The sequence below is a fragment of the Streptomyces laurentii genome (genome assembly GCF_040635425.1).
In the GTDB taxonomy this organism is placed as follows: domain Bacteria; phylum Actinomycetota; class Actinomycetes; order Streptomycetales; family Streptomycetaceae; genus Streptomyces; species Streptomyces laurentii.
This window is the reverse complement of the sequence record NZ_JBEYHT010000008.1, coordinates 70,752-83,565: the sequence shown is the minus strand read 5'-3', so window position 1 is coordinate 83,565 and position 12,814 is coordinate 70,752. Positions and strand designations below refer to the sequence as shown.

General features: G+C 73.2%; 13 protein-coding genes. 8 read left to right on the top strand and 5 right to left on the bottom strand.

Going from position 1 to position 12,814, the window contains the following annotated elements:
- Window positions 1-83 precede the first annotated feature (83 nt).
- Window positions 84-506 (bottom strand): DUF397 domain-containing protein, encoded by a 423-nt coding sequence (locus ABZ693_RS07735; protein ID WP_359874516.1) that lies wholly within the window; start codon window positions 504-506, stop codon window positions 84-86.
- Entirely contained in the window at window positions 466-1,317 is an 852-nt protein-coding gene (locus ABZ693_RS07730; RefSeq protein ID WP_359874514.1) for a helix-turn-helix domain-containing protein, read from the bottom strand. The genes ABZ693_RS07735 and ABZ693_RS07730 overlap by 41 nt, the downstream gene beginning before the upstream one ends.
- A gap of 314 nt (window positions 1,318-1,631) precedes the next feature.
- Between ABZ693_RS07730 and ABZ693_RS07725 the strand changes: the two genes are divergently transcribed.
- Window positions 1,632-2,270 carry a class I SAM-dependent methyltransferase gene (locus tag ABZ693_RS07725; RefSeq protein WP_359874512.1) on the top strand — a complete coding sequence of 213 codons (639 nt, stop codon included), beginning with the start codon at window positions 1,632-1,634 and terminating at the stop codon, window positions 2,268-2,270.
- A 111-nt stretch (window positions 2,271-2,381) separates the two neighbouring features.
- Here ABZ693_RS07725 and ABZ693_RS07720 read toward each other — a convergent pair whose 3' ends face one another.
- The gene (locus ABZ693_RS07720) at window positions 2,382-4,622 is read right to left on the bottom strand and encodes a hypothetical protein (protein ID WP_359874510.1); all 2,241 of its coding nucleotides are present in this window, start codon (window positions 4,620-4,622) and stop codon (window positions 2,382-2,384) included.
- Between the two features lie 148 nt (window positions 4,623-4,770).
- Between ABZ693_RS07720 and ABZ693_RS07715 the strand changes: the two genes are divergently transcribed.
- The 3 genes from ABZ693_RS07715 to ABZ693_RS07705 all read left to right on the top strand — a co-directional run bounded on the left by ABZ693_RS07715 (window position 4,771) and on the right by ABZ693_RS07705 (window position 7,890).
- Window positions 4,771-5,685 carry an N-acetylmuramoyl-L-alanine amidase gene (locus ABZ693_RS07715; RefSeq protein WP_359874508.1) on the top strand — a complete coding sequence of 305 codons (915 nt, stop codon included), beginning with the start codon at window positions 4,771-4,773 and terminating at the stop codon, window positions 5,683-5,685.
- Between the two features lie 103 nt (window positions 5,686-5,788).
- The gene (locus tag ABZ693_RS07710) at window positions 5,789-6,679 is read left to right on the top strand and encodes a hypothetical protein (RefSeq protein WP_359874506.1); all 891 of its coding nucleotides are present in this window, start codon (window positions 5,789-5,791) and stop codon (window positions 6,677-6,679) included.
- Between the two features lie 200 nt (window positions 6,680-6,879).
- The gene (locus ABZ693_RS07705; RefSeq protein WP_359874504.1) at window positions 6,880-7,890 is read left to right on the top strand and encodes an LLM class F420-dependent oxidoreductase; all 1,011 of its coding nucleotides are present in this window, start codon (window positions 6,880-6,882) and stop codon (window positions 7,888-7,890) included.
- Between the two features lie 46 nt (window positions 7,891-7,936).
- On the opposite strand, the gene ABZ693_RS07700 is transcribed toward ABZ693_RS07705, so the two are convergent.
- Window positions 7,937-8,395 carry a hypothetical protein gene (locus ABZ693_RS07700; RefSeq protein WP_359874502.1) on the bottom strand — a complete coding sequence of 153 codons (459 nt, stop codon included), beginning with the start codon at window positions 8,393-8,395 and terminating at the stop codon, window positions 7,937-7,939.
- A gap of 481 nt (window positions 8,396-8,876) precedes the next feature.
- On the opposite strand from ABZ693_RS07700, the gene ABZ693_RS07695 reads away from it, so the two are divergent.
- The 4 genes from ABZ693_RS07695 (at window position 8,877) to ABZ693_RS07680 (ending at window position 11,895) form a co-directional block, all read left to right on the top strand.
- Entirely contained in the window at window positions 8,877-9,749 is an 873-nt protein-coding gene (locus ABZ693_RS07695; protein WP_359874500.1) for a helix-turn-helix transcriptional regulator, read from the top strand.
- A gap of 148 nt (window positions 9,750-9,897) precedes the next feature.
- Window positions 9,898-10,356: a hypothetical protein gene (locus tag ABZ693_RS07690; protein WP_359874498.1), complete on the top strand. Its 459-nt coding sequence runs from the start codon at window positions 9,898-9,900 to the stop codon at window positions 10,354-10,356.
- Between the two features lie 82 nt (window positions 10,357-10,438).
- The gene (locus tag ABZ693_RS07685) at window positions 10,439-10,879 is read left to right on the top strand and encodes a peptidase inhibitor family I36 protein (protein WP_359874496.1); all 441 of its coding nucleotides are present in this window, start codon (window positions 10,439-10,441) and stop codon (window positions 10,877-10,879) included.
- On the top strand, window positions 10,879-11,895 hold the full coding sequence (locus ABZ693_RS07680) for a hypothetical protein (RefSeq protein WP_359874494.1): 1,017 nt from the start codon (window positions 10,879-10,881) through the stop codon (window positions 11,893-11,895). The genes ABZ693_RS07685 and ABZ693_RS07680 overlap by 1 nt, the downstream gene beginning before the upstream one ends.
- Here the strand turns inward: ABZ693_RS07680 and ABZ693_RS07675 are convergent.
- Window positions 11,861-12,805, bottom strand: coding sequence for a helix-turn-helix domain-containing protein (locus ABZ693_RS07675; protein ID WP_359874492.1), 945 nt, complete (start codon window positions 12,803-12,805; stop codon window positions 11,861-11,863). The two genes, ABZ693_RS07680 and ABZ693_RS07675, sit on opposite strands and share 35 nt — an antisense overlap.
- Window positions 12,806-12,814 lie beyond the last annotated feature (9 nt).

Below are 12,814 nucleotides of genomic sequence, written 5' to 3'. Positions count from 1 at the left end.
GGGGATTACGGGGCCTCTCGGCCGACGCCGCACGGTCCCGGGCCGCGATGCCCTCGGCAGGGCCACGCGGGCGGGGGCCGGATTCAGTCGTCGGCGCCTTCGGCGGCCGTGTCCGCGACCGCGACCGTGGTCACGAACTCCGCGAACGCGCCCGAAGACGCGAGGAAGGCGGGGCCGGCCGGACACTTGGAGTCCCGTACGGCGACACGCGCGGCAGCATCGACGAGGCCGGCAGGGCCGGCAGGGGCGGCGGAGTCGGCAGGGCCGGCGGAGTCGGCAGGGCCCGCGGGACCGGCGGGGTCGGCGAGCTCGCCGAGAAGGGCGAGACCGGCTGGGTCCGCTGGATCGGGGGCTTCGGCGCACTGACCGCCGGCTCCGGCACGGCGGGGCGGCGTACGCCAGGCGGCGGTCCCGAGCGGCGCGCACTCGACGCAGTCACCGCCACTGTCGCCGCTGTACGAGGACTTACGCCAGCATGCCCCCGCCAGGTCCCGATCGGTCGCCATAGCGCTCCTCCATTACCCGGGCGATCAGTTCGGCCGACTCTTTCAGGGAGAGGCTGGCGGCCCGCAGGTGATCGTAGCGACGGACACCCTCCCGGACGGCTGACGGATCGGCGGTCATGCGGCCTTGGACGAAGTCCTCCGTGTAGACGATGTCGGGGTCGTCCTCGAAGCGCAGGACGTTGAAGGAACCGGCGATACCCGCGTGGACCCCCGCCGAGAACGGAAGGATCTGGATCTTCACCCACTCCCGCCGCTGCATCTCCAGCAGATGGGCGAGCTGGTCCCGCATCACCTTGGCCCCGCCCACCTCCTGGCAGAGCACGGCCTCGCTCATGATCACCCAGACCATGGGCGGTGTGTCGCGGTCCATGATCCGCTGGCGCTCCAGGCGGGCGGCGACCGTGTTCTCGAGGTCGTCGCCGTCCCGGCGCGCGCCCAGCACCTCGCGCGCGTACTCCGGCGTCTGGAGCAGGCCGTAGACCACGTCGGACTGGAAGGCGCAGATGTACGTCGCCCGCGCCTCCATGTCCGCGTACGGCTGGAACCAGTTCGGCAGCTGACTGCGCAGCACCAGACCGATGAGGCGGGTGAACTGGCCCCCGGTCATCAGGGCGTTGTCGAGCTGCTCGGAGAATCGGCGGGTGGGCACCTTCTTCGCCGTCTCGATCTGCCCGATCAGGGATGCCGTACAGAAAAGAATGTCCCCCAACTGCTGCTGGCTGAGCTTCGCCTCCTCCCTCAGGCGCCGGAGTTCGGAACCGTAGTAGTCCAGCGGCGACGCGCTGGGATCGAGGCTACGGATGTTGGCCATGCCGAGGCACCCCCAAGCTCACGCTTGCAAGCGGTAGTTCTGATTCGTAGCCGAGCGTAGTGGGGTCACTCCGCTCCGGTGGCGTGAATCACACAACGCCCCCCTTTCCAGCGGAAATCGACACAAGCCGGCGGATGGGCTTCACGGTGGGTGAGGACGGGCAGGCGGGGGTGCCCGAAGCGGGGCGAGGGAGGTGGCGGAGGCGGGCCGGCGGGGGCGACGGGACGGGTCGGGGGAGACGGTGTGGTTCGCGTGGGGCGCGTAAGGCACCATGGGCGCTCGTACCGCGTACTCGCCAGTAGGAGGACCCGCCCATGCCCGCCGCCGAGCCCACCCCCGAGATCCTCGCCGCCTTCGAGGCCGCGAAGGGCTTCATGCCGGCCAAGGAAGGGCTCGCCCTGTACGCCGCGGCCGCCGACGCCGCGAAGCTCGGGCTGCCGCTCCTCGAGGTCGGCACGTACTGCGGGCGGTCGACGATCCTGCTCGCGGACGTGGCGCGGGCGGCGGGGACGGTCGCGGTGACCGTGGACCACCACCGGGGCAGCGAGGAGCAGCAGCCGGGCTGGGAGTACCACGACCCGACCGTCGTCGACCCCGAGGTCGGCGTCATGGACACCCTGCCGACCTTCCGGCGCACCCTGCGCAAGGCCGGCCTGGAGGACCACGTCGTCGCGGTCGTGGGCCGGTCGCCGCAGGTCGCGGCGGTGTGGGCGGGGCAGCTGGGCTTCGTCTTCATCGACGGCGGCCACACGGACGAGCACGCCGGCGCCGACTACGAGGGCTGGGCCCCGAAGGTCGCCCCCGGCGGCCTCCTCGTCATCCACGACGTCTTCCCCGACCCGGCGGACGGCGGTCAGGCCCCGTACCGCGTCTACCTGCGGGCGCTGGAGTCGGGCGGCTTCGAGGAGATCTCGGTGACGGACTCGCTGCGGGTGCTGCGGCGCCGGGGCTGAGGGGGTCGTCCCCGCTCGCGCGCGGAGCAGCCTTCGTGACCCGCGGTGCCGCTCGGCCCCGGCCTCCTTTTCGACACGTTTCACGGAGGCCGGGGCCGAACGCACCGGCGGCTAGTACAACGACGTCACGTACAGGCAGTTGGTGTAGCTGTAGCCCGACTCGATCTTGTCGCTGCTCGCCTTCTTCACCTCGGCCGACGTCGTCGTACTGTTGCGCTTCTGCAGGAACTGGTAGGTGCCCGCGGGCAGGTACAGGGTGCGCTTGGGATACTTGGAGGAGCTGCCGGAGCAGGGCTTGAGGCCCGACTTCGGGATGAGGATGCCCGGGTAGGCCTTGCAGGAGCCGCAGGCCGGGATGGTGATGCGGCCGGTCACCGGGCCGGTGAAGAGGACCTGGACCTCGCCGGGGCCGTCGTTGCTGATGACCATCTGCTGACCGGAGCCGCCCGCCGTCGCGCCGGACGGGACCTTCTTGCCGGCGGCGTCCGTCTCCTGGGCGATCTCGGCGGCGATGGAGACGTTGCGGGCCTGGTCGGCCTTCGAGCTGGACGGGTTGTTCTTCACGAAGGCGTCCATCGTCGTGACCGCCTCCTCGAACTTCTTGTCCTTGAACTGGCTGATGCCGCACCCGAATTCACCGCGCCACGCGGACCGCTCCGCGTCGCCGGCGAGCTTGCCGTACGTGGCACCGGGCATCCGGGTCAGGGTGGTGGTGAAGCGCTGCAGGTCCTCCGCCGTCTCGCAGGGCGAGGAGTCCATGCCCTGCTCGCGCGCCTTCAGCTTCGCGCGGAGGGTCGGTTCGATGCGCGCGGGGTAGGGCGAGTCCGGGAAGGTCTTCGTCACCTCGTTGAACTGGTCGGCCGCCGTCTGCTCGGTGCCCGCGGCCCCGATCGTGTTGACCCCGCACTCGAACAGCGACCGGGCCAGCGGGTCGTCGGCCTTGCCGACGAGGTCGCCGAGCAGCTTGCGGTCCACGACCTCCGGCAGGGAGCGCAGGTGCTTGAGGGGGGCGATGGCGCCGCAGAAGTTCTCGCGGTCGTACGGGGAGGAGACGGCCTTGTAGTACGCCTGGAGCCGGTCCGGGACCTTCCCCGCCGCCCGCGAGCCGGCGTGCCGGGTGCCGAGTTCCTGGTACGTGTCGAGGGCGTCGCGGTAGGTGGCCCTGGCCGTTTCGAAGCTCTGGTCGGCACTCTTCTTCACCTTGCCGTCGGCGACGGCCAGCCGGTCGAGGAGCGACTGTTCGACGGCTTCGTCGCGGGCCGCGCCGTACGCGAAGGTGCCGCCGCCGGGGATGGCGACCAGCAGCACGAGCGCGACCGGCAGGACGAACTTCCGGCGGTCCGGCAGGGCCAGGGTCTCCGGACGGGCGTGGAGGGCGCGCCGGGCGCCGTCGGCGGCCGCGAGGAGCTGGACGATGCCGAACGCGACGAGGACGCCCAGCGGGATGCCGTCGGGGTCGGCGGGCAGCGCCACGACGAGCAGCACGATCACGGCGGCCCAGCACACCGCGGCGAAGGCCCACTTCTTGAGCAGGACGTAGCCGAGGCCCAGACCGGAAAGGTTGAGGAGGGCGACGGCGGCGGCCTGCGCGGGGTTCGCGGGTCCGGGCGGCGGGGGCGGCACGGAGGGGCCGGGAGCCAGGGGAGGCAGCGGGAACCCGCCGCCCGGCGGCATGCCGCCGCCCTGGCCCGGCGGGACCGCGCCGTACGCGGGAGGGGTCGCGCCGTAGCCGGACTGCGGCGCGCCGCCGTAACCGGGCTGAGGTGCCCCGTAACCCGGCGGGACCGCGCCCTGCCCCGGCGCGCCGAATCCCCCGGCCGCCGCCATCGGCGGCCCGAACCCGGGCACCGGCTCCGGGTCCGCACCCGGCTGCGGACCCGCCGGAGGACCCGTCTGCGGAACCGCCGGAGCTCCCGCCTGGGGCCCCGACTGCGCCCCCGGCGGGGTGGTCGGTGCCGGCGGCGGAGGCGTCACCGGCTGCGTGGGCGTAGGTGCGGGCGTGGGCACGGGCTGCGCGGGTATGGGCTGGGCGGGCGCGGGAGCAGCCCCGTCGGCCGGCGGCAGCGCACCGCTCGCGGGCCCGGCGGGTCCGGCGGGCTCGGCCGTCCCGGCGGGCCGTACCGGCTCGAAGCCCGGCGGCACGGCGTCGTTCACCTCCGGCACCGCGTCGCTCACGTCCTCCGCCGCGCCCGCTCCCGACGGCGGCGCCTGCCGCTCGTACCCGGGCGGAATCGCGTCGTATACGGGCGGCTGCGCGGGCGGCGGCGGTACGGGAGCTGACGCTCCGTCACCCGTGCGGTCGTCCCGCCCCGCCGTACCCTCGCCGCCGCGGTCGTGCTGGTCCCCGGCCACCGGTCCCCCCTCTGTTCATCACACTGGCTCGCCACGCTAGTTCGTCACACTGGTGCGACCCGCACATCCTTCACCCTCCCCTTACACACCTTCCACCCACTTGATTCCGCCGCGGGCATTCCTGGCCGGAAACCGCTACGGTCGCGGGGTGCCGTACCACCACCGCAAGTTCCTCGCCCTCACCCTGCCGCTCGCACTCCCGTTCGCCTTGACGGCCTGCGGCGGCGCCTCCGACGCCTCTCCGGCGGAGCGGTCCTCCCGTACCGCCGACGCGAAGGCCACCGGCGGCTCCGGGGCCGCCGGCGCCGTCCCCGGAGCGAAGGATTCGGCCACTCCGGGCGGTCCCGCACCCACCCGCTCGGCCGGCCGTTCCACACCGACGGCCGACCGTCCGCTCGCCGGACGCACGGTCGTCGTCGACCCGGGCCACAATCCCGGAAACTTCCGGCATTCCACCGAAATCAATAAGAAGGTGGATATCGGAACGAAACGTAAGGAATGCGACACCACCGGCACCTCCACCAACGCCGGCTACACCGAGGCCGCCTTCACCCTCGACGTCTCACACCGCCTTCGCGCCCTTCTCGAGAAGCAGGGCGCCAAGGTCGTGCTCGTCCATGACGCCGACCGCCCCTACGGTCCGTGCGTCGACGAACGTGCCCGCATCGGCAACGACGCCAAGGCCGACGCCGTCGTCTCCGTCCACGCCGACGGCTCGGCGGCCGGGAACCGCGGGTTCCATGTGATTCTCCCCGCACGCGTGAAGGACGGGGCCGCCGACACCAGCGCGATCATGGCGCCGTCCCGTACCCTCGGTGAGAAGCTCGTCACGCACTTCTCCCGGGCCACCGGCAACAAGCCGGCCAACTACATCGGTTCCGGTACCGGGTTGGACGTGCGCGACGATCTCGGGGGGCTCAATCTCTCCACCGTGCCCAAGGTCTTCCTCGAATGCGGCAACATGCGCGACGGGAAGGACGCCGCCCTGTTGACGGACGCCTCGTGGCGCCAGAAAGCGGCGCAGGGGATCGCCGACGGCATCGGGGCCTACCTCAAGGGGTAGAACCGCCTGGCGGCCGGCCGGACGATAGATTCGCCCCCGACGACGGGGCCGCCCCCGTGCTTCGCGCCACCCCGACGAGACGACCCGACGAAGGACTCTTTACGTGAATATCCGCTCCCTCACTCGAGGCGATGGCGTGCTGATCGGTGCAGCGGTGGTGCTGTTCATCGCCTCGTTCCTCGGCATCTCCGGCTGCGACCTGCCGGGCAACGCGTGCGACGCGTTCGACTCGCCGTTCTCGTGGGAGGTGTCCCCGCTCGGCTGGGGCTCCTTCCTCCTCGGCATCGCCGGTGCCGCCCTCGTGGTCGTCTCGCGGGCGCTGCCCCAGCAGCAGCAGCGCAAGGTGGCCGGTCTGGAGCTCGGCCAGGTCGGCGTGGCGTTCACCGTCGCCGCCGCCTGGACCCTCCTCATGTGGGTCTTCGAGTCGAGCAGCGCCGGTGCCGGCCTGATCCTCGGCCTCATCGCCTCGCTCGCCCTCGCGGGCGCGGCCATCGCCGGCCCGCTCGTCCCGGCCCTCCAGGCCCCGCTGCTCAGCGCGCCCCGGCCGCAGACCCCGCAGCCGTACGGCATGCAGGCGGGCCAGGCCGGTCCGGCCGGGCAGTTCGGCCAGCAGGGCGCGCCCGGCGGCTACGGCTACCCCGGCGCCCAGCAGCAGCCGTACGGCGCCCAGCCCGACCCGTCGCTCGGCGGCGGCCAGCAGCCCTTCGGCGGTCAGGGCCCGGCCCAGGGTCAGGCGCCGGCGCAGGCCCAGCCGCAGGGCCAGGCCGCGCCGGCCCACGGGCAGGCTCCGGCGGCGGACTTCGCGCCGTTCTGGTTCGCGGTCCCCGTCGCCCGCCCGCTCTACGGTGAGGACGGCAGCCCGGCCCCCATCGCCGAACTGGCCCCCGGCACCTGGTACCTGGCCGTCGAGCAGCGCGGCCAGGCCCTCGTCGCCCAGACCCAGGACGGCCGGCGCGGTGTCCTGCAGGACACCACCGGCATCCAGCGCGGCTGAGCACCGGGAACGACGTCCTTCCGGTCCGCCTCGTCGACGGCCCCTCGTCCGGATCCCTTCCGGGCGGGGGGCCGTTGTCGTACAGTCGCCGGACGCAAGCGATCTGACGCAACGTCAGCCATGCCGGATCGCGTCGCTTCACGTCACGCCGCACCACGCCGCACCACGCCACGTCACGCCACGTCGGAAGGTTGCCCGGCATGCGTCTCGGACTCGCCCTCGGCTACTGGGGACGCGGCCCCTCCCCCACCTCTCTCGACCTGGCCCGCGAGGCCGAACGCCTCGGCTACCACTCCGTCTGGACCGCCGAGGCCTGGGGTTCCGACGCGTTCACCGCGCTCACCTGGATCGCCGCGCACACCTCCCGGATCCGGCTCGGGACGGCCGTCGCCCAGATGGCCGCCCGCACGCCGACCGCGACGGCCATGCACGCGCTCACCCTCGACCACCTCTCCGGCGGGCGGATGTCGCTCGGACTCGGGCTGTCCGGGCCGCAGGTGGTGGAGGGCTGGTACGGGCGGCCGTTCCCGCGCTCGCCGCTGACCGCGACGCGCGAGTACGTGGACGTGGTGAAGCAGGTGCTGCGCCGCGAGGGGCCCGTCACGCTCGACGGGCGCTACCACCCGCACCCGTACAACGGCCCCGACGGCACCGGCCTCGGCAAGCCCCTCAAACCGATCACCCACCCCCTCCGGGCGGAACTTCCCGTGCTGCTCGGTGCCGAGGGTCCCAAGAACGTCGCGCAGACGCTGCGGATCGCCGACGGCTGGCTGCCGCTGTACTGGTCCCCCACCCGCTGGGCGGAGGTGTACGGCCTGACGGCCCCGCTCCGCGACGGTTTCCTCGTCGCGCCGATGGTGCGCGCCCAGGTGTGCGAGGACATCGCGGCCGGGCTGCTGCCGGTGAAGGCGATGCTCGGCTTCTACATCGGCGGCATGGGGCACACGGCCCGTAACTTCCACGCCGATCTGATGGGGCGGATGGGGTACGAGGCGGAGGCGCGGCGCGTCCAGGAGCTGTTCGCGGCGGGGCGGCGCGAAGAGGCGGTGCTCGCCGTACCGGACGCCTTCGCCGACGAGATCTCCCTGGTCGGACCGAGGGAGCGGATCGCCGAACGGCTGGCGGAATGGCGCAAGGGCCCGGTGACGGACCTGCTGGTCACGGCACCGGACCCGATGACACTCCGGACGCTGGCGGAGCTGAACTCCTAGGGGACGCCCCTGGAAGTCTCCCCTGGGGGTCTCCCCTGGGAGTGCCTCAGCCGCCGCCGAGCTGGGAGGCGCTGGGGACCTTGTCGACGACCTCCGCGCCCGCGCTCTTCCCCGCGTCCTCCACCCCGTTGATGACGCTCTCGAAGGACCCGATGTCGCCCGCGCTCGCCTCGCCGTCGCGCAGCTTCGTGCCGAGCTGCTTGAGCGACTCGATGCCGGCGCTGAGCGGCGCGACCGCCTTCGAGAGCAGCGGGTCGCCTTTGGCGTTGTTCACGGCGGCCTTGAGCCGGTTGTACGTGAACGCGCCCGCGAGGCCGGCCTTGACGAGGGCGAAGGTGCGCCCGTCGGCGCCCTTGTTGAACGTGCCCGCGCGGTACGGCTTCACGATCCACTGATAGGTCGCGCCGGCCGCGAGACCCGCGTTCGCCACGAAACGCGTCTTGGCCAGCTTCTGCTGCTCGAAGCTCGCCGAGGCGGTCGGGGTCGCGGCGGTACCGGTCGTCATGGACTGCGAGCTGTCGCCGCCGCCGCAGGCCGCGGTCGTCGTGAGCAGCGCGCCGGACAGGAACAGCGCGGCGGCCGCGCGGCGCGCGCGCGTACGAAGCGGGGCACGGTGAGACCTCCCTGGGGCCCCGGGGCCTGCCCGGGGGTGTGGCGCCAGCGTCGCCCGGGGCACGGCGGGACGCCGGCGGGCGGACCCGTACGGGTCGGGGGCGGGCTCGTGGGTCCGTACGTGCGGGTGCGGGGCGGGACTCGTGGACCCGTACGGGTTCGGGCGGCGCCCGCGAGCGGGCCGGCCGAGGGCCCCGTACGGCGTACGGCATCCCTTCCTCTCTCGCCACCCTCCGCATCTCCGCAGGTCAGAGCCGTGGGACGTCCCTCGGCGTCCCTGGGACGGCGGCGCCTCTGGCCCCCGCCCGGTGACCGCTCGGACAGTGGATCACCGGCCCGGGACGGTTCCGGGCGGGGGGAGGGTCGAGAGGTCGATGGTCAGACACCGGGTGTGTACGGGTGGCGGTCGGTGCGAGTGGTTCATCAAGGCGCCGGACGCACGGCTGCGCGCGGGCATCGGCCCGTACCGCGGCTTTCGCGCGCGGGCGGGCGTGCCGCAGGACCGGCTGGTCCTGCCGAGCGGGCGGGTGTCGCTCCTCATCGGTCTCGGCGGCGAGCTGCGGGTGGGCGGGGGCGGAACGACGGCAGGCGCCGGGGCCGGGGCGGGGACGGCGCGGCACACGTCCGTCGTGTCGGGGCTGCACACCCGCGCCCGGGTGCTCGGGCACGGCGGCGAACTCCACGGGGTGGAGCTGGCCCTGGCGCCGTGGGCGGCGTACCGGCTGTTCGGCGGCGCGTCCCTCGCGGAGCTCGGCGACGTCCTGACCGACCCGGAGGACGTCCTGGGCGCGCGCTGCCGGACGCTGGGCGAGCGCCTGGCGGACGCGCCGGGCTGGGCGGAACGGTTCGCGCTGCTCGACGAGACCCTGCTCGCGTGGACGGCGGACGCTGCGCCCGCGCACACGGTCGCGCCCGCGGTCCTGGAGGCGTGGCGGCTGCTCCACCAGGCCCAGGGCCATATGCGGATCGGCGAGGTCGCGGACCGCACCGGCTGGAGCCTGCGGCACCTGGAGAGCCGGTTCCGGGAACAGATCGGGCTCACGCCCAAGCGGCTCGCCCGGGTGCTGCGCCTGCGGCGCGCCGTCGGGGAACTGACGGCGGGGCACGGGCCGGCGCACACCGCGGCGGTGTGCGGCTTCTTCGACCAGTCGCATCTGGGCCGGGAGTTCAACGCCCTGACAGGGATGCCGCCGGGACGGTGGCTGGCCGCGGGCGGTACGGAGAACGCCGCCTGGATCACGGGCTGACCCCGCCGCCCCGCGTCCTGGGCGACCTCCCGAACCTCCCGGCCTCGCAAGCTCGCGTTTTCGTCCAATACCGGCGCGGGCGGGCGGTGCGAGCCTGTCTGCGCGCGCGGCCCGCCGGGTCGCTCACGACAAGAAGGTGGATCAGCGAATGAGCAGCATCTCCGGGCTCCGCAAGCGGGCCGGCGCCGTCCTCGGCACGACGGCGCTCCTCGTCGCGGGCGGCGTCGCCACGGCCCTCCCCGCGGCGGCCGGCCCCAACTGCCCGGCCGGCTACCACTGTGTGTTCTCCGCCTCGATCTACAACAGCACCAAGCACGCGTACTTCAACAGTGACGCCAACTTCACCGACGACTACTTCGAGATCTACACCAACATGGTGGTGAACGACGCCGTGCACGCCGCCAGCAACTCCAGCACCGGCGGCTACGAGAGCCACTACTACAAGGACATCAACTACGGCGGCGGGCTGCTCTTCTGCGTCAACCCCGGCAGCTCCGTCGACTCCTCGCAGCTGGAGCACTACGGCAACGACGGCGACGGCTGGGGCACGTCGGGCGAGGCCAGCTCCCTGCAGGTCCGCAGCACGACCTCGATCTCCTGCTTCTGACATGCCCCGGGGCCCGGCTGAACGGGGGTCTGCCGGGCCCCGTCCCCCTTCCCGCTCCACGCACCCGAAAGGCACCTCGTTGATGTCCAGGACAAGCCGGAACACCGGCCTCGGCAAGCGGATCGCGTCCCTGGCGGGCGCGACCGCGCTCCTCCTCGCGGGCGGCGTCGCCACGGCGGGGCAGGCGGCCGCCGGTGCCTCCTGCCCGTCGGGCTACCACTGCGTCTTCCAGGGTTCCGTCGGCAGCATCGGGCACAAGTCGTTCTTCAACAGCGACACCGACTTCACCAACGACTACTGGGAGGACACCGGCGAACCGGTGAACGACCAGGTGATGGCGGCCAGCAACTCCAGCAACGGCGGCTACGAGAGCCACTACTACAAGGACATCAACTACGGCGGCGGGCTGATCTTCTGCGTCAACCCCGGCAGCCAGGTCAACTGGGACCAGCTGGACTGGACGCAGCGGAACCAGGCCAGCTCCCTGCGGCTCCGTCCCACGACCACCATCCCCTGCTTCTGATGTCCGACGAGCGACACGGGGCCGGCGACACCAGGTCGTCGGCCCCCCGCGTTCCCCGTGCTCCCCGTGCTCCCCGGCGTCTCGCGCTCGCGCTCACGCTCACGCTCGGCCTGGCGGCCTCGGCGGCCCTCTCCGGGTGCGGCACGCCGCGGGAACAGGCACCGGACCACCGAACCGCCGCCCAGGCCACCCCGGTCGCCCGGGCCGACGCGGCCGAGCTGCGGCAGCGGCCCCCGATCACCGGACTCCTCTTCACCCCGAACACCCGCAGCCACGAGGCTCAGCGGCAGTTCGCCATCGCGTGCATGGCCGAGCAGGGGTTCCGTTACGCCCCCGTCGCCAAGACGCAGGAGGCGGAGAACGCCGACCAGTTGCCGCAGCCGTTCGGCCTGGAGTCCGCCACACCGCCTGCCGCCACCGCCGCGCCGCAGGCCGACACGCCGCCGAAGCCGGGCAGCCCGGAGAGCACCGAGGCGTACGGGCGGACCCTCTTCGGCGATCAGGACAAGCGCGTCACCGCCAAGGGCGTCCGGATGGCCGTGTCCCGACCGGGCAACGGCTGTCTGGCCGAGGCCGAGACACGGCTCCTCGGCGACGGCCGGATGCGGTGGCTCCAGGTGCGGATCATGCTCTTCGAGGCACAGGAGCAGGCCCGCACGAGCGTGGAGAAGGATCCCGCGTTCCAGAGCGTGACCGGGCGCTGGCGGGACTGCATGAAGCGGTCCGGCTTCCCGCAGCAGGATCCGGCCCGGCTCCTCGCGTCCGTCCGCACAGCCGAGGAGCGCGCGACCAGCCCGGCCCTGAAGGCGGATCTGCGCTGCAAGGACGAGACCGGCTATCTGACGACGGCCTACACCCGGCTCGCCGCCGTACAGCAGCGATGGCTGGACGGGAATCCGGCGATCGCGAAGGACTGGCGGACGCTGACGGACCGCCAGAACAAGAACGCGAACGAGGTGCTGAGCCGCACCGGCGCGAAGGCTACGGCTGCCGCGCCCGCTCCTGGCTCGGAATGAACCGGCCCGTGCAGGTGGGGGCGGTGTCCTCGGCGCCCTTCTTCTTCGGGAGGGCCGCGCAGGCGAAGACCGAGCCGTGGTCCGGGGCCGCGATCAGCGGGGTGTAGACGTCACGGTCGTAGTGGACGACGTCCGCCTGGGCGGCGCCGTCGGAGTTGTTGACGAGGACGGTGGCGCCGACCTCGGCGAAGGAGATCCGGCCCCAGGCGGCCTTGCAGGCGCCGCTGTAGCGCAGCTCGATGACCAGGTCCGGGGGGATGGAGCCGGTGCGGACGGTGACCGCGTCGGCGCCGCAGTTCATCTTCTTCGGGTCGCGGCCCTCGCAGGCCGCCAGCGTGCAGCCGGCCGCCGGGCCCGCGACCTTCACCACCGGGGTCGGCTTCGGGGCCGGCGGCTTGTCCTCGCCGGAGAGGGCGGCGACGGTGTACGCGCCCGCGCCGGCCACCAGGAGGGCGGCCGCGGCGAGCGAGCCCCAGAGGGTACGGCGGTTGCGGCGCGCGGGGACGGGGGACTCTTCCGCGGCCGCGGACTCACCGGCCTCGGCAGGCGCGGTGGCCTCGGCGGGCTCACCGGCCTCCGGCTCGGCCTCGTCGGAGTCCGGCACCGGGGCCGGGGCGGTACGTCGGGCGTCCTCCGTGTCCCAGAGGGCGAGCAGGGGTCCGGGGTCGGTCCCGCAGAGCCGCGCGAGGCTCTCGACGGCGTCGCGGGGCGGGAACTGCTTGCCGTTGACCCACCGTTCCCACGACGACTTGGCGTAGTGGGTCTTCTGGCTGAGCCGGGCGAAGCTCGCCCCCGACTCCTTCTTCAGCGCGAGCAGTTCGCCCGCGAGGTCACGGTCGACGTCCCGGTCGGCGTCCCGGTCGACGTCACATTCAAGGTCAAGGTCTCTGTCCGACCCCGCACCGTCCATCGCGCCCGA

Bases quoted from the DNA above. Each gene is read 5' to 3' on its own strand.
- ABZ693_RS07735 (WP_359874516.1), bottom strand. From the start codon at position 506: ATGGCGACCGATCGGGACCTGGCGGGGGCATGCTGGCGTAAGTCCTCG.
- ABZ693_RS07730 (WP_359874514.1), bottom strand. From the start codon at position 1,317: ATGGCCAACATCCGTAGCCTCGATCCCAGCGCGTCGCCGCTGGACTAC.
- ABZ693_RS07725 (WP_359874512.1), top strand. From the start codon at position 1,632: ATGCCCGCCGCCGAGCCCACCCCCGAGATCCTCGCCGCCTTCGAGGCC.
- ABZ693_RS07705 (WP_359874504.1), top strand. From the start codon at position 6,880: ATGCGTCTCGGACTCGCCCTCGGCTACTGGGGACGCGGCCCCTCCCCC.
- ABZ693_RS07700 (WP_359874502.1), bottom strand. From the start codon at position 8,395: ATGACGACCGGTACCGCCGCGACCCCGACCGCCTCGGCGAGCTTCGAG.
- ABZ693_RS07695 (WP_359874500.1), top strand. From the start codon at position 8,877: ATGGTCAGACACCGGGTGTGTACGGGTGGCGGTCGGTGCGAGTGGTTC.
- ABZ693_RS07690 (WP_359874498.1), top strand. From the start codon at position 9,898: ATGAGCAGCATCTCCGGGCTCCGCAAGCGGGCCGGCGCCGTCCTCGGC.
- ABZ693_RS07685 (WP_359874496.1), top strand. From the start codon at position 10,439: ATGTCCAGGACAAGCCGGAACACCGGCCTCGGCAAGCGGATCGCGTCC.
- ABZ693_RS07680 (WP_359874494.1), top strand. From the start codon at position 10,879: ATGTCCGACGAGCGACACGGGGCCGGCGACACCAGGTCGTCGGCCCCC.
- ABZ693_RS07675 (WP_359874492.1), bottom strand. From the start codon at position 12,805: ATGGACGGTGCGGGGTCGGACAGAGACCTTGACCTTGAATGTGACGTC.